Genomic DNA, 22,442 nt, shown 5'->3' with positions numbered 1-22,442 from the left:
GTGCAGATGCCAGCTTTATACGTGATGATTCCGGCGGCGCTGCTGTTAGTGGGCGTGGCTATCTACATCTTCTTCTGGGCGGTGGACAGCGGTCAGTACGACGACCTCGACGGCCCGGCCCATAGCGTGCTGTTCGACGACCAGGACCCGAACCACCTGGCCGGCATCGAAGAGGCCAACCACCCCGAACAACCGCCCAAAGACCCGCCCCATGCTTGAACTGGCGCCACTGCTGGTCTCCGCGCTGATCCTCGGCCTGCTCGGCGGCGGCCATTGCCTGGGCATGTGCGGCGGCCTGATGGGCGCGCTGACCCTGGCCATCCCCAAGGAGCAGCGTGGTCGCCGGTTTAAACTGCTGCTGGCCTACAACCTTGGGCGCATCTTCAGCTATACCGCTGCCGGGGTGTTGATCGGCCTGGCCGGTTGGGCAGTGGCGAACAGCCCGGCGGCGATGTTCATGCGCGTACTGGCCGGGTTGCTATTGATCAGCATGGGCCTGTACCTGGCCGGCTGGTGGAGCGGCCTGACCCGTATCGAAAGCCTCGGACGCGGCCTGTGGCGCTACATACAGCCAGTCGCCAACCGTTTGCTGCCGGTGTCCAGCGTACCGCGCGCCTTGCTGCTGGGCGCGCTGTGGGGCTGGTTGCCGTGCGGGTTGGTCTACAGCACGTTGCTGTGGGCGGCGAGCCAGGGCAATGCGCTGGACAGCGGGTTGCTGATGCTGGCATTCGGGCTGGGCACTTGGCCGGTGCTGTTGGCTACCGGCCTGGCCGCCGAACGGGTCACGGCATTATTGCGCAAACGCAGCGTGCGGATGACCGGTGGCGTGCTGGTCATACTCTTCGGTATCTGGACGTTGCCCGGCCCGCACCAGCACTGGCTAATGGGCCACTAGCGCCCTGCCTCGTAAGTACGATCGTTTTTGACGAGTGGCCGTTGTCGTCAGGCAAGGCGCCGCGACGACTCATAGCTGGCTATGGGGAGGAGCGGCAACGCAGCATGACGGCAACAGACGCCGTCAAAAACGATCAGTACTTGCGAGGCAGGGCGCTCGGCGCCATGTGGCATAGCGCCGCTCCCCGTTGATGCAAATCAAGATGCCATCCCTGCCACGCCCCTAGACTCGGCCCACTAGCCTATCCGGGGGAACGCCCGCATGCTCGACGCCATTCGTTGGGACACCAATCTGATTCACCGCTACGACCTGGCGGGACCGCGTTACACGTCCTACCCCACCGCCGTACAATTCGACAGCCAGGTCGGCACTTTCGACCTGCTCCACGCCCTGCGCGACAGCCGCAAAGCCGTGCGACCGTTGTCGCTGTATGTGCATGTGCCGTTCTGCGCGAACATCTGCTACTACTGCGCTTGCAACAAGGTCATCACCAAGGACCGTGGCCGCGCCCAGGCCTACCTGCAACGCCTGGAGCAAGAGATCCAACTGGTGGCCTGCCACCTCGATCCGAAACAGCGGGTTGAGCAACTGCACTTCGGCGGCGGCACCCCGACCTTTCTCAGCCACGATGAACTGCGCCAGGTCATGGGCTGCCTGCGCCAGCACTTCAATCTGCTGGATGACGATTCCGGCGACTACGGCATCGAGATCGACCCCCGTGAAGCGGACTGGGCGACCATGGGCCTGCTGCGTGAACTTGGCTTCAACCGCGTGAGCATCGGCCTGCAAGACCTTGACCCCGAGGTGCAACGGGCAGTGAATCGCCTGCAGAGCCTGGAGGAAACCCGTGCGGTCATCGATGCGGCGCGCACCCTGCAATTTCGCTCGATCAATGTCGACCTGATCTACGGCTTGCCCAAGCAAACACCGATCAATTTTGCGCGCACTGTAGAAGAAGTCATCAGGCTGCAACCCGATCGTCTGTCGGTGTTCAATTACGCGCATCTGCCGGAGCGTTTCATGCCCCAGCGGCGTATCAGCACCGACGAACTGCCCTCCCCTGCGTCAAAGCTCTTGATGCTGCAAACCACCATCGAGCAACTGACCCAGGCCGGCTACCGCTACATCGGCATGGACCATTTCGCCCTGCCCGACGACGAGTTGGCCATTGCCCAGGAAGAAGGCACCCTGCAACGCAACTTCCAGGGCTACACCACCCACGGCCATTGCGACTTGATCGGGCTCGGGGTGTCGGCGATCAGCCAGATCGGTGACCTGTACTGCCAGAACAGCAGCGACCTCAACGGCTACCAGAACACCCTGGCCGGCGCGCAACTGGCTACCAGTCGCGGCCTGGTCTGCACCACGGACGATCGGTTGCGGCGGGAAGTAATCCAGCAGTTGATCTGCAATTTCAGCCTGGCATTCGAGACGATCGAGCAGGCCTTCAACATCGACTTTCGCGGGTATTTCGACGACATCTGGCCGCAACTGACGGCGATGGCCGAGGATGGCCTGATCGAACTCGACGCCCAAGGCATTCGCGTATTGCCAGCCGGGCGACTGCTGGTGCGTTCGGTGTGCATGGTGTTCGATGCCTATCTGGAGCACCAGAACAGGCAGCGATTTTCCCGGGTGATTTGATTACATCGACAGCGAGGCAGTCTTCATCGAATCCTCGGCACTCATCCCTTTCATCGACTTAGCGAGTGAAGTCTGGGCCGACATCAGGCCCGCCTGCAGAGAACTGATCTCGCTCTGCAAAGCGCTGGCCTTTGCGCGGGCCTCTTCAGGGGAAAGATTAGTGGCCGCTGCAAGGGCCGCCAGCTCAGCCTGTTTTTCGGCGATCTGTTGTTTCAACTGGCGGATCATTTTCAGCACCTGTTTGACGTTGTCGTCCAGGCCACTTTCATCGATATCCGCATTGGAGCTCTTGGCTGCACCGGCGGCCTTGAATGCATCGGCGGAAATAGTCACCGTCACACCTTCGACCACTTTGGGTGCGCTGGTCGTTTCAACCTCAGGTGCTTTTTCCTGGGCCTCAGCCGCTGGCTTTGCATCCGGCACCGTCGGAATGCGGATGGCAGGGTTGTAGGCAGCTATAACAGACATGATCCAAGCTCCGACTCAATAGGTATGCCTGCTGTATCGACCTCGATACAAAAACCTTTATACCGCTGCCGGTTTTTTGTACAAGCTGGCCTCACCGCCCCCCAGTGCGTTACCCTTACGTCTTATGTGTGTTTTCCCACAAGGATTTAAGAAATGTCCGAGCCAGTTAAACTGCGCGCTCACAGCCAGGCTCATTGCAAGGATTGCAGCCTGGCGCCCCTCTGCTTGCCACTTTCGTTGAATTTGGAAGACATGGATGCGCTGGACGACATCGTTAAACGTGGCCGCCCGCTGAAAAAAGGCGAGTTCCTGTTTCGCCAGGGCGACAAGTTCGATTCCGTTTATGCAGTACGTTCGGGTGCGTTGAAGACGTTCAGCCTGAGCGACAGTGGCGAAGAGCAGATCACCGGTTTCCACCTGCCCAGTGAACTGGTGGGCTTGTCGGGCATGGACACCGAGATTCACCCAGTGTCGGCCCAGGCGCTGGAGACTACGTCCGTTTGCGAAATCCCCTTCGAACGCCTGGACGAACTGGCCCTGCAGTTGCCGCAACTGCGCCGTCAGTTGATGCGTGTGATGAGCCGCGAGATCCGTGACGACCAGCAAATGATGCTGCTGCTGTCGAAGAAAACCGCCGACGAGCGCATCGCGACCTTCCTGGTCAACCTGTCGGCGCGGTTCCGTGCCCGTGGTTTCTCGGCCAACCAGTTCCGCCTGAGCATGTCGCGCAATGAAATCGGCAACTACCTGGGCCTCGCGGTGGAAACCGTGTCCCGCGTGTTTACCCGCTTCCAGCAAAACAAACTGATCGCCGCCGAAGGTAAAGAAGTGCATATCCTCGACCCGATCCAGTTGTGTGCGCTGGCCGGTGGCTCGCTAGAAGGTTGATGCAGACACTTGCGGCCGCGCCAACCGGCAAAGCCGCAGGTATACTTCGAGTCCGTTTCCAGCCCCAGGACTCTTCGACGATGACCTTCGATTCGTTCGACATCAAATCCCTGATCCGCCCCGTCATCGACTTCCCCAAGCCTGGGGTGATCTTCCGTGACATCACGCCATTGTTCCAATCGCCCCGCGCCCTGCGCCTGGTGGCGGACAGCTTTGCCCATCGGTATGTCGAGGCCGAGTTCACGCATATCGGCGCGATGGATGCGCGGGGTTTCCTGATCGGTTCGATCATCGCCTACCAACTGAACAAGCCGCTGATCCTGTTCCGCAAGCAAGGCAAGCTGCCGGCTGACGTGCTGGCCGAGGGTTACCAGACCGAGTACGGCGAAGCGTTCCTCGAAGTGCATGCCGACAGCCTGTGCGAGGGCGATTCGGTATTGATGTTCGATGACTTGATCGCCACCGGCGGCACCCTGATTGCAGCGGCAAACCTGGTGCGGCGCATGGGCGCGAAGATCTTTGAAGCGGCGGCGATTATTGATCTGCCGGAACTGGGTGGGTCGCAGCGTCTGGAAGACATGGGGATTCCGACGTTTTGTTTGACGCAATTTGCGCTGACCGAACAGTAACAGTTGCCTGGGCGGGCCTCATCGCGGGCAAGCCCGGATCCTACATTTGATCGCATTCACAGATATGACTGTGTGACCCCAATCAAAAGTGGGAGCTGGCTTGCCAGCGATGAGGCCCGAAAGACCAGCAACGATCACAAACCCATCTGCTTGCAGATGATCTCGTTCATCACCTCCCGCGTCCCCCCGCCAATCGACAGGATGCGGTTATCCCGATACAGCCGTTCCACCAGGCTGCCGCGCATATAGCCCTGTCCACCGAGAATCTGCACCGCGTCGTAGGTGACGCGGTCGGCGGTGTCAGTGGCAAGGTTCTTGGCCATGGATATCTCCTTGATCACGCTGATACCGGCGGCCATCTTTGCTGCCTGCCGGTAGGTGAATTCGCGGGAGACTTCCACGGCGGTGGCCATCTCTGCCAGGCGATGCTTGATCACCTGGAATTTGCCGATGGGTTTGCCGAAGGCTTCGCGCTCGGCGGCCCATTTGAGGCTTTCCTCTAGGGCCAACTGCGCGGTCATGTTGGCCATGAGCGCCAGGGCCAGGCGCTCGCTCTGGAAGTTGCCCATGATGCAGGCAAAGCCCATGTTTTCAGCGCCGATCAGGTTGCCGACGGGCACGCGGCAATCGTCGAAGAACAACTCAGCGGTGTCCGAGGCCCACCAGCCCATTTTCTTCAGAGGCTGGCCAACGGTAAAACCGGGGGTGTCTTTTTCGATCAGCAGCAGGCTGATGCCGCCAAAGCCCGGTCCACCCGTGCGCACGGCCACGGTGTAGAAATCGGCGCGGCTGCCGCTGGTGATGAAGGTCTTGCTGCCGCTGACGCGGTAATGGTCGCCCTCGCGAACGGCACGGGTTTGCAGGCTGGCCACATCCGAACCGCCGCCCGGCTCGGTGACCGCCAGGGCGATGATCTTTTCACCGGACAGGACCTGCGGCGCTACGCGCTCGCGCACCTCGGGCCGGGCCCATTTGACGATAGGCGGCAAGCCAATATCCAATGAACCCAACCCCGCCACCACGCCGCCAGAGCCGCAACGCATCAATTCTTCGCTGGCAGCCACCTTGGCGAACAGATCACCTTCATGACTGCCACCGAGAGCTTCGGGGTAACCGATGCCAAGAATCCCCGCCGCGCCTGCCTTGAGGTACAGCTCGCGGGGAAAGCTTTCCGCCTCCTCCCACTGTTCGATGCCCGGCAACATCTCGCGCTCGACGAAACGGCGCACGCTGTCGCGAACCAATTGGTGGCTGGGGTCGAAGTAGTCCTGATAGGCAGACATCGGCAAGCTCCACGGTGAGGTGGAGCGAACTTACCAAGCGCTTGCTTGGTTATCAAGCTGTACGAAAAATCCACTGACAGCACAAAACCAATGTGGGAGCTGGCTTGCCTGCGATGCAGGCACCGAGGTGTATCAGTTACACCGTGGTGATGCTATCGCAGGCAAGCCAGCTCCCACATTTGTTCTGCGGTGAACCTTAGAGGGCGATAGGTTTGCGGCCGGCGAAGGAATGCGCCAACGTGCCACCGTCCACCAACTCCAACTCGCCACCCAACGGCACGCCATGGGCAATACGCGAGGTGATCAGGCCTTTGTTGGTCAGCAATTGCGCAATGTAGTGCGCGGTCGCCTCACCTTCCACCGTCGGGTTGGTGGCCAGGATCACTTCAGTGAAAGTGCCCTGTCCTTCAATGCGCGCCACCAGTTGCGGAATGCCGATGGCTTCCGGGCCCAGGCCGTCCAGCGGCGACAGGTGGCCCTTGAGTACGAAGTAACGGCCGCGATAGCCGGTCTGCTCCACCGCGTACACATCCATCGGCCCTTCTACCACGCACAGCAGCGTGTCGTCGCGGCGTGGGTCGGCGCATTGCGGGCAGAGTTCTTCTTCAGTGAGGGTGCGACACTGGCGACAGTGACCGACACCGGTCATGGCCTGGCTCAAGGCCTGGGCCAACCGGGCGCCGCCGCTGCGATCACGCTCCAGCAGTTGCAGCGCCATACGCTGGGCGGTTTTCTGGCCGACACCCGGCAAAATGCGCAGCGCGTCGATCAGTTGGCGAATCAGGGGGCTGAAGCTCATGGGCGAAGGGTCCGACAAAACAACGAGACGCGGTTTATACCCGCGCCCCGGATAAGCGTCAAATGCGCACGACCAACTTGCCGAAGTTGCGCCCTTCCAACAGACCGATAAAGGCCTCGGGCGCCCGCTCCAGGCCCTCGACCACATCCTCGCGGAACTTGATCTTGCCGTCGCGCACCCACGGCGCCATGGCGCTTTGGAATTCGGGCTGGCGATCACCGTAGTCATCGAACACGATAAAGCCCTGGATCCGCACGCGCTTGGTCAGCAGCGTGCGCTGCAGGGCCGGCAACCGGTCGGGTCCGCTGGGTGCTTCATGGGCGTTGTAGCCGGCGATCAACCCGCACAGCGGAATCCGGGCCTTGGGATTGAGCAAGGGCACCACGGCGTCGAATACCTTGCCGCCGACGTTCTCGAAATAGATATCGACGCCCTTGAAGCAGGCGTGGGCCAATTCGTCGGCGAAGTGTGCACTTTTGTGGTCGACGCAGGCATCGAAGCCCAACTCCTCCACCACGTAGCGGCACTTGTCCGCGCCCCCTGCGATCCCGACCACGCGCAAGCCTTTGAGCTTGGCCACCTGCCCCACCACCGAGCCCACTGCGCCGGACGCTGCGGCGACGACCAGGGTTTCCCCGGTTTTGGGCTGGCCAATATCCATCAGGCCCATGTAGGCGGTCATGCCCGGCATGCCCAGCACACCCAGGGCCATGGACGGGCTGGCCAGGCCCTTGGGCACCGGCATCAGGTTCCGGCCATCGGAAATACTATGGCTCTGCCAGCCGGTGGAACCGACTACCAGGTCACCCACTTCGAATTTCGGATTGCGCGATTGCTCGATACGGCTGACAGCGCCACCGGTCATCACTTCATCGATTTCCACCGGAGCGGCGTAGGACGGTGCGTCGCTCATACGTCCACGCATGTAAGGATCCAGAGACAGGTACAACGTCTTCAGCAGGACTTGGCCGTCTGCCAACTCCGGTAGATTCACGCGCTCCAGGCGGAAATTTTCCGGGGTCGGTGCGCCTTGGGGGCGTGAGACCAGGACAATGCGCTGGTTCAGGGTTGGTTCTTGAGGCATGAAAGGGCTCCTTTATCGAATCCATCGGTATAGGGTGCAGACCATGCGTGCCGTGCCAGGGTTCGATCAGATTCGGCACAAACAAAAATGCCAGGCACAAGGCCTGGCATTGGAGTCTAGCTAAAGCTGCCGGATCAGAACGGCAGCTTCATGCCCGGTGGCAATTGCATGCCAGCGGTCACACCGCCCATTTTTTCCTGGCTGTTGGCTTCGATCTTGCGCACGGCGTCGTTGACGGCGGCAGCGAACAAGGCTTCGAGCATTTCCAGGTCATCTTCACCGACGCCTGGCAGTACGCTTGGGTCGATGCTCACGCGCTTGATGTCGTGACGACCGGTCATCACCACGCTGACCATATCGCCACCGGCTTTACCGGTGACTTCGGCGTTGGCCAGTTCTTCCTGCATCTTGGCCATTTTTTCCTGCATCTGCTGCGCCTGCTTCATCAGGCCGGCCATGCCACCTTTCATCATGGGAATCACCTCAAAGTACGTGGATCAAGTTAGTAGCCCGGTGTCAGGACGCCTGGGGCACCGGGGCTTCGACAGGTTCAATAGTATCGTGACGGACGACCGCACCGAACTGTTGCATCATTTGCTGGATGAGCGGATCACCGTGGATCGAGTCCTCGGCCTCACGCTGACGGTTGATACGCCGGCGGGTCGCGGCCTGGGCCGGGGTTTCCTGCTCCGGCTTGATCAGCTCGATGGTAATGGTCAGCGTGCGCTCATGGTACTGGTTCAGTGCGTCGTTCAGGCGGCGTTGCTGGGTCGCGTTGAACAGGGCGCTGTGGGCCGGGTCCAGGTGCAGCAGCCAGTGATCGCCATCGATGGAAATCAGCGTGCAGTTGGCGGCGATGCTACCGGTCATGCCGGAAATCGGCAGCTTCGGAAACAATTCCAGCCATTGCAGGGCCAGGCCAGTGGCCGGCGCGGCAGCGGGTTCCGCCTCAGGCTCGGGGGCCGGCTCGGCGGTGTGTTCGCTGGCCAGATCGTCCAAGTAGCTGTAGGCCGAATCCATGTCCGGCTCGATGTAGTCTTCGTCCAGCGGCGGTTCGTCGTCGAGGTCGATGCCCGGCGTGGCGGCTTCCACTTGGGCCACGGTCGGCTCGGGAACCGGCGCCGACACCCATTCGGGCGCGTCCGGCACCACACTGTCCGGAGTCGGCGTGGGCATCGGGGTCAGCTCGGGCTGCTCGCCGATGGTTTCCAGCACGGGCTCCACGGCGGGCGCTTGCTCGGCTTCGACTTCAGCGTCTACCGGGTCATTCCAAGGCAGGTCTACGACCGGTTCAGGTTCGACGACGGGTTCCGGCTCGATCACCGGCGCAGCGACCACAGGCTCAGGCTCGGGCGCCGCAGCAACCGGCGCAGGCGCAGCAACCACTGGCGCAACCACCGCCGCGCCAGCCACTGGTTTGGCGGAATCAACTGTGGCCTGGCTGATCCCCACTGGCTTTAGCGGCTGTCTCGGCGCATCGGCCGCATCGGCGGGCCGGAACGCCAGCATCCGCAGCAGCACCATTTCAAAGCCACCGCGCGGGTCGGGCGCCAGGGGCAGGTCGCGGCGGCCAATCAGGCCCATCTGGTAGTAGAACTGCACATCTTCGGCCGGCAACGCCTGGGCCAGGGCCAACACACGGTCGCGGTCACCATGGCCGTTGTCGACACCTTCAGGCAGCGCCTGGGCGATGGCAACGCGGTGCAGCACATTGAGAATTTCCGAGAGCACGCCGTTCCAGTCCGGGCCTTGCTCCGACAGGTGACGCACAGCTTCGAGCAACGCCTTGGCGTCGCCTTCGATCAGCGCGTGCAGCACGTCGAAAACCTGGCCGTGGTCGAGGGTGCCAAGCATGGCGCGAACATCGGCGGCCATGACCTTGCCTTCACCAAAGGCGATGGCCTGGTCGGTGAGGCTCATGGCATCACGCATCGAGCCATCGGCAGCGCGGCCGAGCAGCCACAGCGCGTCGTCTTCGAATGGTACGTTCTCGACGCCCAGCACGTGGGTCAAATGCTCGACCACCCGCTCAGGGGTCATGTTTTTCAGTGAGAACTGCAAGCACCGCGACAGAATCGTTGCAGGAAGTTTCTGCGGGTCGGTGGTGGCCAGGATGAATTTGACGTAGGGCGGCGGCTCTTCCAGGGTTTTCAACAGGGCGTTGAAGGAATGGCTGGAGAGCATGTGCACTTCGTCGATCAGGTAGACCTTGAAGCGGCCACGACTCGGCGCGTACTGCACGTTGTCGAGCAGCTCGCGGGTGTCTTCGACCTTGGTGCGGCTCGCGGCGTCGATCTCGATCAGGTCGACGAAACGCCCTTCGTCGATTTCCTTGCACACCGAACAGGTGCCGCACGGCGTTGAAGTGATACCGGTTTCACAGTTCAGGCATTTGGCGATAATGCGCGCAATGGTGGTTTTGCCCACCCCCCGCGTACCAGTGAACAGGTAGGCGTGGTGCAGCCGCTGGCTGTCCAAGGCATTGATCAGAGCCTTGAGCACATGGGTCTGGCCGACCATTTCGCGGAACGAGCGCGGACGCCATTTACGTGCAAGAACCTGATAACTCATCGAAAACCGTCGCAACTGGGAAACAGAAGCCGGTAATGCTAGCGGAGCAAGGGGGAAATTGCATCCGGCACGCTTGCCTAATCTGACTAAGCTCATGTGACTGGCCCCGAAAAGGCCTGAACCCGGAGAGCTTATGCGCGCAGTCCTGGGCGTTTTATGGATGATTGCCACGGCCAGCCTTGCAGCGCCCGCACCGCTGCGCTTCTCGGTTTCCGACAGTTGGGCGATGCCCATGGTGCAACTGGAAGATGGCCGGCCTACCCAGGGCATTTTGTATGACGTGATGTTAAGCCTGGCCACCCAGGTCGGCCGCCCTGCGCAATTCCATGTACTGGCACGGGCGCGCATCTCCAGCGCCATGGAACACGGTGATATCGATGTGCGCTGTTATGTCACCCAGGCCTGGGTCGACGACCAGTCCGGCGACTACACCTGGAGCATTCCGCTGATGGTGCAGCGCAACCTGTTGGTCAGCACCCACATTCCCCCGCAACCCATACACATCGACAAGCTCGCGCCGCAAGCCATCGGCACCGTGCTCAATTACCGCTACGTCACCCTCGACCCGCTGTTTGCCGGCGGCCAACTCAGCCGCGACGATGCGCGCAGCGAAGAGCAGGTGCTGCAAAAACTGGTGGCCGGGCGTTTCAAGTTCGCAGTGATCAATGAATGGATACTCGACCGCTTCAACCAGCGGATGCCGGTGGGCAAACGCCTGCACAAGGTGGCGGTGATCAATGAACAGAACCTGGGCTGCACCGTACGCAATGACCCGAACGTGCCGGTGCAGTTGATCCTGCGTACCTTGTTGCGGATGAAGATGTCGGGCGAGATCGACCAGATCATCCAGCTGTACACCGGAGAGACCGCAGCCAACGTCCCTCAAGACTGATGGCAGCTACGCTGGCCAACACAATCACACCGCCCAGCACCACTTGCAGGGTGATATGTTCACCCAGCAGCGTCGCCGCCATCGTCATGGCCACGGGCGGGATCAGGTACATCGCCACCGAGGCACGACTGACCTCGACATGTTTCAACACATAACCCCAGGCCAGGTACGCCAGGGCACTGGGGAAGATCCCCAGCACCAGCACCGCGAGGTTTTCCGGCAATGGCGCCTGCATCATGGCAGCGGGCAGGCCCGGTAGATTCACGCAAAGCATCAAGGTGCCCGCCCACACCATGTAGCACGCCATGGTCAACGGGCTATAGCGATGGGCATAGTGTTTCTGGATGGCGAAGTACAGGCTCCACGACACCGCCGCCAACAGGATCAACAAACCGCGCGGGTCGATATCGCCCAGGCCGTGATCGCCCCAGATCACCACCAGCACACCCAGCAGGCCGAGCAACACACAGCTCCAACGCCAGACGCTGATCCGCTCCTTCAAGCAGAAGAACGCGATTAACACACTGAACAGTGGCGCCGATTGCGCCAGCACGCTGGACGCCGCTGCCGTCACGAATTGCTGTCCGTAATTGAGGCTGGTGTGATGCAGGAACACCCCGAAAAAACTCAACACCAGCAGCCACGGCAGATCCCGCAGGCGCGGCCGGCCAATGCCCATCACCAGTGCCACACCCGCCATGAACATCGAGGCAATCAAGAACCGCAGCAACGCCAACTGGCCAGGGCTGTAGCTGTGCAGCCCCATGTGCACGCCAATCGGCGAATAGGCCCAACAGAGGATGACGCTGGCGATGACTAGCGTAAGCTTCAGGGGTGACGGGGTGTTCATCGACGGCATCCGAAAACAGAGAAGGAATACCGTCAGTCTTGGCCTGCACAAGACGCAGGACAATTAACCGTTTCTGACTTCTGAAATCACTGGAACTGAGCAATGGAACTGGCCCAACTGAAAATGGTGCGAGCCGTAGCGCAAACCGGCAGCGTGGCCCAGGCCGCCGTGCACTTGCATTGCGTGCCGTCCAACATCACTACGCGGATCAAGCAGCTGGAAAGCGAGTTGGGCACGCCGCTGTTCATCCGAGCCGGGCGTGGGTTGGCGATCAGTGCGGCGGGGGAGATTTTCCTCGAATACTGCGAACGCATCCTGGCCTTGGTGGACGAATCCAAACGCGCCGTGGACGCCAACGCCATACCCCGTGGCACGCTGCGCATCGGCGCAGTGGAGTCCAGCGCCAGTGGCCGTCTGCCGCCGCTGCTGGCGGAATACCACCGACGCTACCCGGATGTCAGCCTGGAACTGGTGACCGGCGCCTGGGGCGAGCTGCTCGATGACCTGCAACACCATCGCCTGGATGTGGCGCTGGTGGCCGCCGGCAACAAACGCGCAAAGCTCGAACACAGCGTGGTCTACAGCGAGCGCCTGGTGCTGATCGCCAGCGCCTCCAGCGAACCGATCCGCAGCGCCGAAGACCTGGCCGGCCGCACCTTGCTGGTATGGCCACCGGGTTGCCCCTATCGGGCAGCGCTGGAGAACTGGGTCAAGCCCCATGCCTTCAAGCCGACCATCGCCAGCTATGCCAGTTGGGGCACGATCATTGGTTGCGTGAGTGCCGGGATTGGCGTGGCGCTGGCGCCGGAAGGCATCCTGGCCCGCTATGAGCAGGCCAATCAGCTGGCATCGTACCGGTTCGATGAACTGCAGGCGGTGGACAACCTGCTGTTCTGGCACAAGGACACCCAGCGGCATCTGGCACGGGATGCGTTTGCCGGGTTACTCCGCGAAATATTCGGTTGATGAAGATCCAAAATGTGGGAGCGGGCTTGCTCGCGAAAGCGGTGGCTCAGTCACTGCATCCAGCGACTGACACTCCGTATTCGCGAGCAAGCCCGCTCCCACATTTAGATTTTTGCCGTTTTCGAGATCAGCTTTTGGGGGCCGCCAACCGCGCGTATTGATCCTGGCTGATCCACCCCGTAAACGAGCGATCATCTGCGTTGATGAACTCGACCTGGGCCCAGCCATCCTTGAATGCCAGCACACCGACCACGTCGTTCTTGACGATGTAGGGACGTTTAGCCGCCTTGGCACTTGGATTTTTCAGCAGGTAAGCCTTGTCGGCTGAGACCTTGACCAGGCCGATCCATTTTTTGCTGGCGGTCTGGGTCAGGTCCAGGCCGGTGGCAATTTCCGGCATCAGCACATTGAGGCAACCCGGATGCTGACGGCCTTCTGCCACGGTGAGGGTCACGCCATCGGACGAGGGTGCCACGCTGCCGGGGTAGGCAGTGTCGTTCCAGGTGGTCAGCGCTGAGGGCTTGCCTTGCAGGTAGAACGTGCAGCTGCGAGTAACGCCCTCGCCCATCTCTTCCGCGTAATAGCCTTCCACCTGATGCTCAGGCGTCACCGCCAGCATCAGCCCTTCGTATTTTCCGGAATGCAACGCAGGCGAACCGGCAAATGCGGGGACAACGGCGCACAACGACAACACACCCACTGCTAGAAAACGGATCATCTTATTTTTTTCCTTCAAGTTTCTCGTAGGCTTCTTTCATCAGGACGTCATAGTTGCCGTAGTCCTTGCCGTTATAGTTACGGGCCATCGAAGTGAAATCCTTGGCTTTCATGGCCGTCATCAACGCCGGGCTGTTAGCGCAAAACGCGAGGAACGCCTTCAGTTGGTTACCGACATTCACTTTTAATGCCGCGGCAAACTCAAACACCGTTTTGTAACCGCATGAGGCGTAGTTGAACCCCATGGTCTGAAACATGCCCCACGACGCCGACATCAACGCCGCTTCCTGGTCCAGGGCGAATGCAGTGGCCATGGTTTCCCAGGCCTTGACCTGATCCTTGTTATTGACCTGCCACTGCGGCCCGGCCTTTCTCACATAGATGTACGAAAGCAGCGGATGCGCCTGGTCGTAGATATGCTTGGTGTACTTGCGAAATTGGTGCCCTTCAAACGCAATGATCGGTAACTTGGCCGGCCCGAAACCCGAGCGACCACCCGACTCCACCGTGGCGAAGGCCCTGATGACATTCACCGAAATGCCGTTGCCCAACTGCTTGGCGGCATTCTGAAAGTCCGTATCGGTGAGCGTCATGCCGCCATCGCACGTGGCCTGGAGCATCAATTGGCGATTGCGCCGCTCAGCCTCGATCATTGCCCGCATACGGTCCAGGTACACGTTGACGGTGGCTTGCACCGCGTCACCTTGGTTGTTACCGAATGCATTTAGAAAGCTTGGAATACGCATGCTCGGAAAGGCCTTCACCGGTACCTTCACCGCCTCTTCGATCAGGCTGTTGAAGGTTTTACCGGTCGGGTCGATCACACCATCGGGGTGCGCATATTTGAGATGACGGAACTGATACTGGCTGATGCACTGCACCAACTGACCGTCGCACTTGCCGTTTTCGGCCAGTGGGAAGCCCAGTTTGGGAATGATCAGATTGAATAAATATTGGATGCACTGCACATCGGAGGGCAAGTTGCGGGCTTTACCGGGCGCGCCTACTGAAGCACTGATAAGACGGGGCAACCCTTGCAGGCTTTTCATCACAGACATCCTTGTTAGTTAAAGAAGTGATAGCACTTCAATATCAACCGCACACCCTTGTCATACTCTGAAACAAGTGGCTGGCGGAAACTAACAAGGTGGTTTTAGGTTGTCCAGAGCGACCGCTGAAAGTTGTGAAACAGCCGAATTAAATAAATCAGTAACCGTGGAATTCACGGGTTTTCTGGTAGGTGTGGAAATCAATCCACTCGACCACGTCGTAAGGCAGGTAAAGCTGCATCCGCGCTCGGGAAATGGCGATGTACACCGCGCACAGCCGCTGGTCGAACGCGTAGGCGTCCTTGAACTTCACGTTGGTCAGCAGTTCGGGCGTCAGCAGCACCCGGTCGAACTCCATGCCGCCCGCCTCCTCCGCCAGCATCAGCAGGCAGCGCTTGCCGGGGACGCCGCTCAGGCGGTTCAAGCGCGTGATATCGGCAACGTTGAAGCCTTTTTCCAGCTCGCTCTCGACCCACAGGAACGACTCGTCGTACTGGCTGGCATCGCGCACCTGTTGCCAGTCGTCCATGTCGCTGAAGTAAGCATGGGGGCCGTTGTCGTTGTGCTCGTTGCTGTAGAACTCTGGCTTGAACAGCGCGATGACGCTGATCATGAAGCGCTGCAAATCCTGTTGCGCACCACTGTCGAGGAAGCCAAACGGGCAGTTAGCCTGCTGCAACTGAATGGCCCATTTCATGGTGTCCCAAAGGGACGCAGTCAACACCACGCAGCCTTCGGGTGGCACGAAACCCTGAGGGTAATGCTCAATGCCAACGTCGGCATCCCGCGCGCCTTCGAAGGGCGTCTTGCCCTTCTGCGAGTGCACGCTGATCAGCGGGTTGACCAGGCGCTCGACGTTGCGGCCCGAGCGCACCGAGTAATTGATGTCGGTGTGCCGGACTTCACGCTTGCGCCTGACCATTACACCGCTGGCCAATTGGTACTCATCGCCAAGGGTGATCAGCACCTGGCGGCCACGTTCGATAATCTGCAACAACGAGGGTGGAATGTCCTGGCTTTCATCGATCAGCACATGGGTGTACCGCGGCGGCACCACGCATCCATCGAGGCTCGCGCGCTTGATCAGCAACAAGGCTGCGAAGGCCGTCTGACCGGCCCACTGCGGGTTGGCGTCCAGATACGTCCACAACCGGCTGGAATACTCCAGCAACGCCTGGGCGTCCACGCTGGACAAGGCTTGCTTGAAATGCGGCAAATGCCTGGCCGACAGGCTGTGATGGTTGGAGTGGCAGTAGCTGTCGAGCACCTTCAGGCAGATATCAAGCGTTACCACGCCATCGTGACCACGCCAGCCGTGGATATTCAGGGTCTGCGACACTTCGTGTTTGCCGGGCAACCGAGTTGGCTTGGCCTGCGCGGCGGGTCGTTGCCCTTGCAACAGCGCCTTGGCGAAGGCAGCAAAGGTCGAGCCGGTCTTGCTGTCCTTGGCCAGTCCCATGCGTTCACGCAGGGTCGCGAGTTTTGCCCCGGTGCGCGCCAGTATCAGGGTTTGGGCGGGCCGCAGGCACTCCATCAAGGCGCCAAGCAGGTGGCTCTTGCCGATGCCGGCGTAGCCCTGGACATGCAGGTCTTCGTTCAGGTTGGCGCGGAAGGTCCGCACCAGCTTGTCCTGCGCCGGGCTGAGCCAGCGCTCGCGGTGCCGGGGCGTGACCATCTGCTGGCTGAACGGATCATTGCTACGCAGATGGCGGACCTTGTAGCCGATATCCCATTTGCCGGTAGGCAACAGGTAATCCCGCGCTGCGACTTCTTCAACCGACAACAGGCGCAGATTGACCGTTTTAAGGGCGTTGAAGCCGAAGTACAACTTGCGTGGATCGAACAGCCGCTGGGCTTCGGACAACAACGTGGCGGCGCCCGCTCCCTGGGTATCGACCGCCCAGTCGAGCAACTTGGCCAAGATGCGCTCGGCGCCCGCGCAGGTCAGGTCCTTTTCGGCCGCCTGGGCCAGGTTCTGGATAACCAGCACGGCGGCCAGCTCTGGGTCTGTCAGACCGACCAGGGCCTTGTCGCCGTCCACGCCGAGCAGGGCCGTGCAGGTTTCCTCCGTGACAGGCAGGAAGACAGGGCTGGATAAGTCAAAGTGTTCCGGTTGCATAGTGCCTCGATGCCAGGGAGTCAGGCATTGCCATGACCGCCCAGTTCAAACCGATACTCCCCCAGGGAGCCCGACATACCGCCGCAATGGGGACCCGCGTCAGCCGTGGCGGCCATCGCATTGACCTGCTGCTGGAGTTCGAAGACCGCCATATCCAGCAGCCGGCGCAGGTCCTCGGCGCTCTGTGCGGCTACATTCAACTGCAGCGTGTAGGCACCAGTGAGTGGCGGCGGCGTGGGCTCATTGGCCACGTTCGCAGACCGGATCATTTCCGCCTGGCTGAGGATTTCCGCGTGCTCGTCGTCCATAAGATCCAGCACCCGCGACAATTCCAGGGTCTGTTCAGGATGGGATTGGATGCGGTCCTTGATCTCCAGGCGCCGCATCTGCCACTCCCGCAGTTTTTCGCGCGTGAGGTCGTCGACTTTTTCCACGTGTGTTGTCTCCGGATGCCAGGCACTGGAGTATGCCGCCATGGACTGCACGATGGCAGATGGCTTGAAAGCATTTTTTGAATTGAATTTGAGGAGATGTTGCAAGGAAGAGCGTTATGGAGGCAACCCCACCAGCCACACCCCGGCACACAATGTTCCCGCTGTGGCTGCTGCCTTCCGGCTCTGACCAGGTTCACGGGTAATCGTTGCGGGGGGACCGATGGGGTCACCATAACGACGCCTGCCTCTCGGCAAGCGGGGCCATTGTACCGATCTCATCGGAAGTTACAACCATTGGGGGCGGATTAAAAATATTCGATGGTTCAAGCACTTGTGTCTATCGCGGGGCCGCCATCGCCGGCAAGCCGGCTCCTACAGGGTGACGGCTTCGTCTGCTCGGCCACCTTCTTCCTGAATCACCAGGTGAATGAAGTGCAGCTTGGCAATCACCGCCGGTGGCAGCACGAAGGGATAGAAATCCGGCTGGCCCATGCTGCGCGACAGTTCATTGAGCATGCCGGCCAGCTCGATCCAGGCGTTGACGAACGACAGGAACGCCACGCCGCCGGGGTGTTCGGGGTCGTAGAGGGTGGTGAGCGGAAATGGCTGGTAATCCAGGTCCATCTCGCGGGCGCTCATGCCAAAGCCGAGGGCGGTGTCGACGGCGTCCATCATGTGCAGGTAGTGCGCCCAGGTTTCGGCCCAGTCTTCCCAGGGGTGCATGGTGGCGTAGGCACTGACGCAGGTTTGCTGCCAGTCCGATCGTGGGCCGTTCTGGTAGTACTGGTCGAGAGCGTCGGCGTAACTGGCGCGTTCGTCGCCGAACAAGTGGCGAAACGGTTCAAGCCAATGGGTATTGGCGATCAGGCGGTCCCAGTAGTAATGGCCGACCTCATGGCGAAAGTGCCCGAGCAAGGTGCGGTAAGGTTCGCGCATTTGCACGCGGACTTTTTCGCGGTGGGCGTCGTCGGCTTCCTTGATGTCCAGGGTGATCAGGCCGTTGGCATGGCCGGTCATTGGCGCGTTGCCATCCAGATCGATGCCGACAAAGTCGAAAGCCAGGCCGGTGTCTTCGTCGACGCTTTTGGGCACCACTTGTAAACCCAGACTGATGAGTTGCGCCACCAGACGGCGCTTGGCGGTTTCGACTTTGCGCCAGCGTTCGGGGTTTTCCGGGATCGACAAGTCAGGAATGGTGCGGTTCAGGCTGCACGCCACGCAAAGCGGCGCGGTGCTGTGGGCCGGGATCAGCCAGTTGCAGGCGGCCGGGGTGTCGAGGTTGGCGCAGCGGCGGAAGGCGCCGGCGTCGAGGTTGCCGTCTTGCAGCCAGGTGCCTTCGACCGGGCCGGGTTGCAGGGAGGCGAGTCGACTTTGTTGGGGCTGGTAGCCCAGCAGCGCCTGGCAGGCCAGGCATTGGCTGTTGCGAAAGAACAGCGACTGGCCGCAACGGCACTGCCACACCTTGCTGTCGCGGGAGCTGCCGGCTACGAAGGGTGCAGCGATGCGCGAACTGAGTTGCTCGAAGTAGCGAAACATGGCGATCTCTCCCTGGGTGACTGAGACTAGATCACTTTCGCTTCAGAATCGTTCCACATTGTTGTAGTGAGCGGGCTTGCCCCGCTCACCACAGCAAGCCCGCTCACCACAACACGTTTGTTTACCCCACAGTCCACATCAGACAGTGATGTTGTGCTTGGCGAGGAAGGCGACGAAAGCCTCTTCGTCCAATACCTTCAGGCCCAACTCGCTGGCCTTGGCCAGTTTGGAACCGGCCCCCGGCCCCGCCACCACGCAATGAGTCTTCGCCGACACGGAACCCGCCACCTTGGCGCCGAGGCTTTCGAGTTTTTCCTTGGCCACGTCGCGACTCATCAGCTCCAGGGAGCCAGTGAGAACCCAGGTGTGCCCGGCCTCAGGCAAGCCTTCGACAACCTTCTTCTCGCTGTTCCAATGCATGCCGAAGTCTTTGAGCTGCTGCTCGATGGCCAGGGCGCGGCTGGCGTTGTCGGCGTTATCGAAGAACTCGCGCACGGCCTTGGCTTGTTTCTCGGGCAGGGCCTGGCGCATGTCCAGCCAGTCGGCCTTGATCACGCCTTCAAGGGTGACGAATTTGTCCGCCAGCTTCTGCGCCGCACCGGGGCCGACGCTCGGCACGTGCAGCTTGTCGAGCAACCCGCCCAAGGTGGTGCTGGCGGCGAATTCGGCACTCAGGTCGCCCTGATCCTGCAGTTGCAGGCCGCATTCCTGCGGCGACAGCAGCGCGCCGATCACGTCCTGGTTATGGCTGTCTTCAAAGAAACTATGAATCTCATGCGCCACTTCCAGGCCCACGTCCGGCAAGTACGTCAGCACTTCCGGCAAGGCCTTCTGCACGCGCTCCAGGGAGGCCAGGGAGCGCGCCAGCACCTTGGCGGTCTCCTCGCCGACGTCGGGAATGCCCAGGGCGTAGATAAAGCGCGCCAGGGTCGGGGATTTGCTGTTTTCGATGGCGGTGATCAGCTTCTTGCTGGAAATGTCGGCAAAGCCTTCCAGGTCGATGATCTGTTCGTACTTGAGCTTGTAGAGGTCGGCCGGCGAACCAATGAGCTTTTCATCCACCAGTTGCTCGATGGTCTTGTCGCCCAGCCCATCAATGTCCATGGCGCGGCGCGAAACGAAATGGATGATCGCCTGCTTGAGCTGCGCGCCACAGGCCAGACGCCCAACGCAACGGTACACCGCGCCTTCGCTGACGGTTTCCTTGCCCTTGCTGCGCTTGACCAGTTGCGTGCGCTCCACGTGGGAACCGCAGACGGGGCAGCTTTCGGGGATCGGCACCGCACGGGCGTTTTCCGGACGGCGCTCAAGCACCACCGAGACCACCTGCGGGATCACATCCCCGGCGCGGCGAATGATCACGGTATCGCCGATCATCACGCCCAGCCGCGCCACTTCATCCATGTTGTGCAAGGTGGCATTGGACACGGTGACACCCGCGACCTTGACCGGCTTCAACCGCGCCACCGGCGTGACGGCGCCGGTACGCCCGACCTGGAATTCCACGTCGAGCAATTCGGTCAGTTCTTCCAAGGCCGGGAATTTATGCGCGATGGCCCAGCGCGGTTCGCGGGCACGGAAGCCCAGCTCACGTTGGGAGGCGATGCTGTTGACCTTGAACACCACGCCGTCGATCTCATACGGCAGGCTGTTGCGCCGCTCGCCGATATCGCGGTAGTAGTCCAGGCAATCCTGAATGCCTTTGGCCAGCTTCAGTTCGTGACTGATGGGCATGCCCCATTTCCGCAACTGTTGCAGGTTGCCGATGTGGGTGTCGCTGATGTCGGTGGTTACACCGTAGCAGCAGAACTCCAAGGGTCGGCTGGCGGTGATCTTCGAATCCAACTGACGCAGGCTGCCGGCAGCGGCGTTGCGCGGGTTGGCGAAAGTCTTGCCGCCGACTTCCAGTTGCGAGGCGTTGAGCCGCTCGAAACCGGCCTTGGACATGAACACTTCGCCACGCACCTCAAGGGTCGCCGGCCAGCCGCTGCCGTGCAGTTTCAACGGGATATTGCGCACGGTGCGCACGTTGACGCTGATGTCTTCGCCGATCGTGCCGTCGCCACGGGTGGCGCCGCGCACCAGTTCGCCGTCCTGATACAGCAGGCTGACCGCCAGGCCATCCAGCTTAGGTTCGCAGCTGTACTCCACCACCGCGCCACCGCCAAATAGATCGCCGGCCGGCAGGTCGAGTCCTTCGGTGACCCGGCGATCGAATTCCAGCATGGTGGTTTCGTCAAAGGCGTTGCCGAGGCTGAGCATGGGGATCTCATGCTTGACCTGGGTGAACGCCGACAACGCCGCACTGCCGACCCGCTGCGTCGGAGAATCGCGCGTGACCAGCTCCGGGTGCTCGGCTTCGAGGGCCTTGAGTTCATGGAACAGCCGGTCGTACTCGGCGTCGGGAATGCTCGGCTCGTCGAGGACGTGGTAACGGTAGTTGTGCTGATCCAGTTCAGCGCGCAGTTCGAGGATGCGGGTGTGGGCGGCGGTCATGGGTGTTCTCTCAGAAAGCAAAAGAGCAGCCGAAGCTGCTCAATATGTTAGTGCGCTTATTCTATCCGACAACGCCGAGGAGCAATCCTCAGCGTTTTTGTGTCAGGGCGCGACGCTCGAACTCGACGATGCGCTGACGGTAATGCTCGATGGTCTGGGCGGTCAGGACACTGCGTTGGTCGTCCTTGAGTTCGCCGTTCAGTTCCTGGGATAGCTTGCGGGCTGCCGCCACCATCACGTCGAACGCTTGTTTCGGGTGACGCGGGCCTGGCAGGCCGAGGAAGAAGCTCACCGCCGGGGTGCTGAACAGGTCGATATCGTCCAGATCGAAGGTGCCCGGCTTGACCGCGTTGGCCATGGAGAACAGCACTTCGCCGTTGCCGGCCATGCTTTCGTGGCGATGGAAAATATCCATCTCACCGAAACGCAGGCCGCTTTCCAGAATATTCTGCAACAAAGCCGGGCCCTTGAAGCCGGCGGCGTCGCGGCAGATCACGCTGATCACCAGGACTTCTTCGGCAGCAGGCTGATCATTCACGGATTGGCGCGGTGCATTCTTGCCAGCGTTTTCGTCCGGGAAATCATCGTCGCGGCTGCTGAAGCTCGGACCCTCATCCACATCGAGGTTCAGGTCACCCTGATGCGGTTCAGCCACGGCGGCACTGGCACGCTTGCCACGCTTGGAAGACGGCTCGCGGGCTTCACGCACCGGCGCGCTCATCGACGGCAAGTCGTGTTCGTCCAGTTGCGGTTCTTTATGCGTATCCAGCACACGGGGCGGCCCCAGCAACTCGGCGGCGCCGTCGTCGTCGGGTAAGTTGGACAGGTTGCGGTCCAGACGGAACTTGAGCTTGCCCTTGCCACCGCGCATGCGGCGCCAGCCATCAAAAAGAATACCGGCAATGACAATAATGCCGATGACGATCAGCCACTCGCGCAGACCGATTTCCATGTAATCCCGTGCCTCTAATAAAAAATGCTGAAAAATAAGGGGTTTAGCAACGTGCAAACCGCTTTAAAACGTGGCGCCAACTCTATGTTCTGACTGACGTTTTGCCCACGCATACGAAAATTTGACATTAAACTAGCACGACCAAAGATAACTTTACACCGTCTGTCAAA

General features: G+C 60.8%; 21 protein-coding genes and 1 other RNA gene. 7 read left to right on the top strand and 15 right to left on the bottom strand.

Annotated features, from left to right (window positions below; genetic code table 11):
- Positions 1-6: 6 nt before the first annotated feature.
- The 3 genes from ccoS to hemN all read left to right on the top strand — a co-directional run bounded on the left by ccoS (position 7) and on the right by hemN (position 2,539).
- On the top strand, positions 7-219 hold the full coding sequence (gene ccoS / locus EJ576_RS14340) for a cbb3-type cytochrome oxidase assembly protein CcoS (protein ID WP_033900568.1): 213 nt from the start codon (positions 7-9) through the stop codon (positions 217-219).
- Complete coding sequence (locus EJ576_RS14335; RefSeq protein WP_122687279.1) at positions 212-895, top strand: sulfite exporter TauE/SafE family protein; 684 nt, start codon at positions 212-214, stop codon at positions 893-895. Before ccoS ends, EJ576_RS14335 begins: the two co-directional genes overlap by 8 nt.
- A 261-nt stretch (positions 896-1,156) precedes the next feature.
- Complete coding sequence (hemN, locus tag EJ576_RS14330; protein WP_122687278.1) at positions 1,157-2,539, top strand: oxygen-independent coproporphyrinogen III oxidase; 1,383 nt, start codon at positions 1,157-1,159, stop codon at positions 2,537-2,539.
- Here the strand turns inward: hemN and EJ576_RS14325 are convergent, their stop codons facing one another.
- Entirely contained in the window at positions 2,540-3,007 is a 468-nt protein-coding gene (locus EJ576_RS14325; protein WP_126570587.1) for a FlxA-like family protein, read from the bottom strand.
- Between the two features lie 153 nt (positions 3,008-3,160).
- On the opposite strand from EJ576_RS14325, the gene fnr reads away from it, so the two are divergent.
- Together fnr and EJ576_RS14315 are read left to right on the top strand one after the other, a co-directional pair.
- Positions 3,161-3,895: a fumarate/nitrate reduction transcriptional regulator Fnr gene (gene fnr, locus EJ576_RS14320; RefSeq protein WP_122726593.1), complete on the top strand. Its 735-nt coding sequence runs from the start codon at positions 3,161-3,163 to the stop codon at positions 3,893-3,895.
- A gap of 80 nt (positions 3,896-3,975) precedes the next feature.
- A complete protein-coding gene (locus EJ576_RS14315; RefSeq protein WP_028617477.1) occupies positions 3,976-4,524 on the top strand; it encodes an adenine phosphoribosyltransferase in 549 nt (182 codons plus the stop codon).
- Positions 4,525-4,658: 134 nt separating this feature from the next.
- On the opposite strand, the gene EJ576_RS14310 is transcribed toward EJ576_RS14315, so the two are convergent.
- The 5 genes from EJ576_RS14310 to dnaX form a co-directional block, all read right to left on the bottom strand.
- Entirely contained in the window at positions 4,659-5,807 is a 1,149-nt protein-coding gene (locus EJ576_RS14310; protein WP_126570586.1) for an acyl-CoA dehydrogenase family protein, read from the bottom strand.
- A gap of 196 nt (positions 5,808-6,003) precedes the next feature.
- Complete coding sequence (gene recR / locus EJ576_RS14305) at positions 6,004-6,606, bottom strand: recombination mediator RecR (protein WP_122726589.1); 603 nt, start codon at positions 6,604-6,606, stop codon at positions 6,004-6,006.
- A gap of 58 nt (positions 6,607-6,664) precedes the next feature.
- The gene (locus EJ576_RS14300; protein ID WP_122815034.1) at positions 6,665-7,690 is read right to left on the bottom strand and encodes an NADP-dependent oxidoreductase; all 1,026 of its coding nucleotides are present in this window, start codon (positions 7,688-7,690) and stop codon (positions 6,665-6,667) included.
- Between the two features lie 134 nt (positions 7,691-7,824).
- Positions 7,825-8,163 (bottom strand): YbaB/EbfC family nucleoid-associated protein, encoded by a 339-nt coding sequence (locus tag EJ576_RS14295; RefSeq protein ID WP_003175481.1) that lies wholly within the window; start codon positions 8,161-8,163, stop codon positions 7,825-7,827.
- Positions 8,164-8,206: 43 nt separating this feature from the next.
- Positions 8,207-10,261 (bottom strand): DNA polymerase III subunit gamma/tau, encoded by a 2,055-nt coding sequence (gene dnaX / locus EJ576_RS14290; RefSeq protein ID WP_126570585.1) that lies wholly within the window; start codon positions 10,259-10,261, stop codon positions 8,207-8,209.
- A 133-nt stretch (positions 10,262-10,394) separates the two neighbouring features.
- Between dnaX and EJ576_RS14285 the strand changes: the two genes are divergently transcribed.
- A complete protein-coding gene (locus EJ576_RS14285; protein WP_126570584.1) occupies positions 10,395-11,153 on the top strand; it encodes an ABC transporter substrate-binding protein in 759 nt (252 codons plus the stop codon).
- On the opposite strand, the gene EJ576_RS14280 is transcribed toward EJ576_RS14285, so the two are convergent.
- A complete protein-coding gene (locus tag EJ576_RS14280; RefSeq protein ID WP_126570583.1) occupies positions 11,104-12,003 on the bottom strand; it encodes a DMT family transporter in 900 nt (299 codons plus the stop codon). The genes EJ576_RS14285 and EJ576_RS14280 overlap by 50 nt on opposite strands.
- 102 nt (positions 12,004-12,105) lie before the next feature.
- On the opposite strand from EJ576_RS14280, the gene EJ576_RS14275 reads away from it, so the two are divergent.
- Positions 12,106-12,969, top strand: a complete 864-nt coding sequence (locus tag EJ576_RS14275) for a LysR family transcriptional regulator (RefSeq protein WP_028617485.1) — start codon at positions 12,106-12,108, stop codon at positions 12,967-12,969.
- A 127-nt stretch (positions 12,970-13,096) separates the two neighbouring features.
- On the opposite strand, the gene EJ576_RS14270 is transcribed toward EJ576_RS14275, so the two are convergent.
- The 8 genes from EJ576_RS14270 to zipA all read right to left on the bottom strand — a co-directional run bounded on the left by EJ576_RS14270 (position 13,097) and on the right by zipA (position 22,272).
- Positions 13,097-13,687, bottom strand: a complete 591-nt coding sequence (locus tag EJ576_RS14270) for a hypothetical protein (RefSeq protein WP_122726579.1) — start codon at positions 13,685-13,687, stop codon at positions 13,097-13,099.
- A 1-nt stretch (position 13,688) separates the two neighbouring features.
- Positions 13,689-14,735 (bottom strand): N-acetylmuramidase family protein, encoded by a 1,047-nt coding sequence (locus EJ576_RS14265; RefSeq protein ID WP_028617487.1) that lies wholly within the window; start codon positions 14,733-14,735, stop codon positions 13,689-13,691.
- Positions 14,736-14,892: 157 nt separating this feature from the next.
- Positions 14,893-16,854, bottom strand: a complete 1,962-nt coding sequence (locus tag EJ576_RS14260) for an AAA family ATPase (RefSeq protein WP_126570582.1) — start codon at positions 16,852-16,854, stop codon at positions 14,893-14,895.
- 20 nt (positions 16,855-16,874) lie between these two features.
- Positions 16,875-17,288 carry a hypothetical protein gene (locus tag EJ576_RS14255; protein ID WP_122726575.1) on the bottom strand — a complete coding sequence of 138 codons (414 nt, stop codon included), beginning with the start codon at positions 17,286-17,288 and terminating at the stop codon, positions 16,875-16,877.
- 126 nt (positions 17,289-17,414) lie between these two features.
- Positions 17,415-17,511: signal recognition particle sRNA small type (gene ffs, locus EJ576_RS14250), an RNA gene on the bottom strand.
- A gap of 149 nt (positions 17,512-17,660) precedes the next feature.
- Entirely contained in the window at positions 17,661-18,824 is a 1,164-nt protein-coding gene (locus tag EJ576_RS14245; RefSeq protein ID WP_126570581.1) for a putative zinc-binding metallopeptidase, read from the bottom strand.
- A gap of 138 nt (positions 18,825-18,962) precedes the next feature.
- A complete protein-coding gene (gene ligA, locus EJ576_RS14240; protein ID WP_126570580.1) occupies positions 18,963-21,320 on the bottom strand; it encodes an NAD-dependent DNA ligase LigA in 2,358 nt (785 codons plus the stop codon).
- Positions 21,321-21,408: 88 nt separating this feature from the next.
- Positions 21,409-22,272, bottom strand: coding sequence for a cell division protein ZipA (gene zipA, locus EJ576_RS14235; protein WP_122726568.1), 864 nt, complete (start codon positions 22,270-22,272; stop codon positions 21,409-21,411).
- Positions 22,273-22,442 lie beyond the last annotated feature (170 nt).

This window comes from Pseudomonas sp. C 49-2, from assembly GCF_003970195.1.
GTDB classification, from domain to species: Bacteria; Pseudomonadota; Gammaproteobacteria; order Pseudomonadales; family Pseudomonadaceae; genus Aquipseudomonas; species Aquipseudomonas canadensis.
Note: the sequence above shows the minus strand (reverse complement) of the source record. Positions and strands in the feature narration are given on the sequence as shown.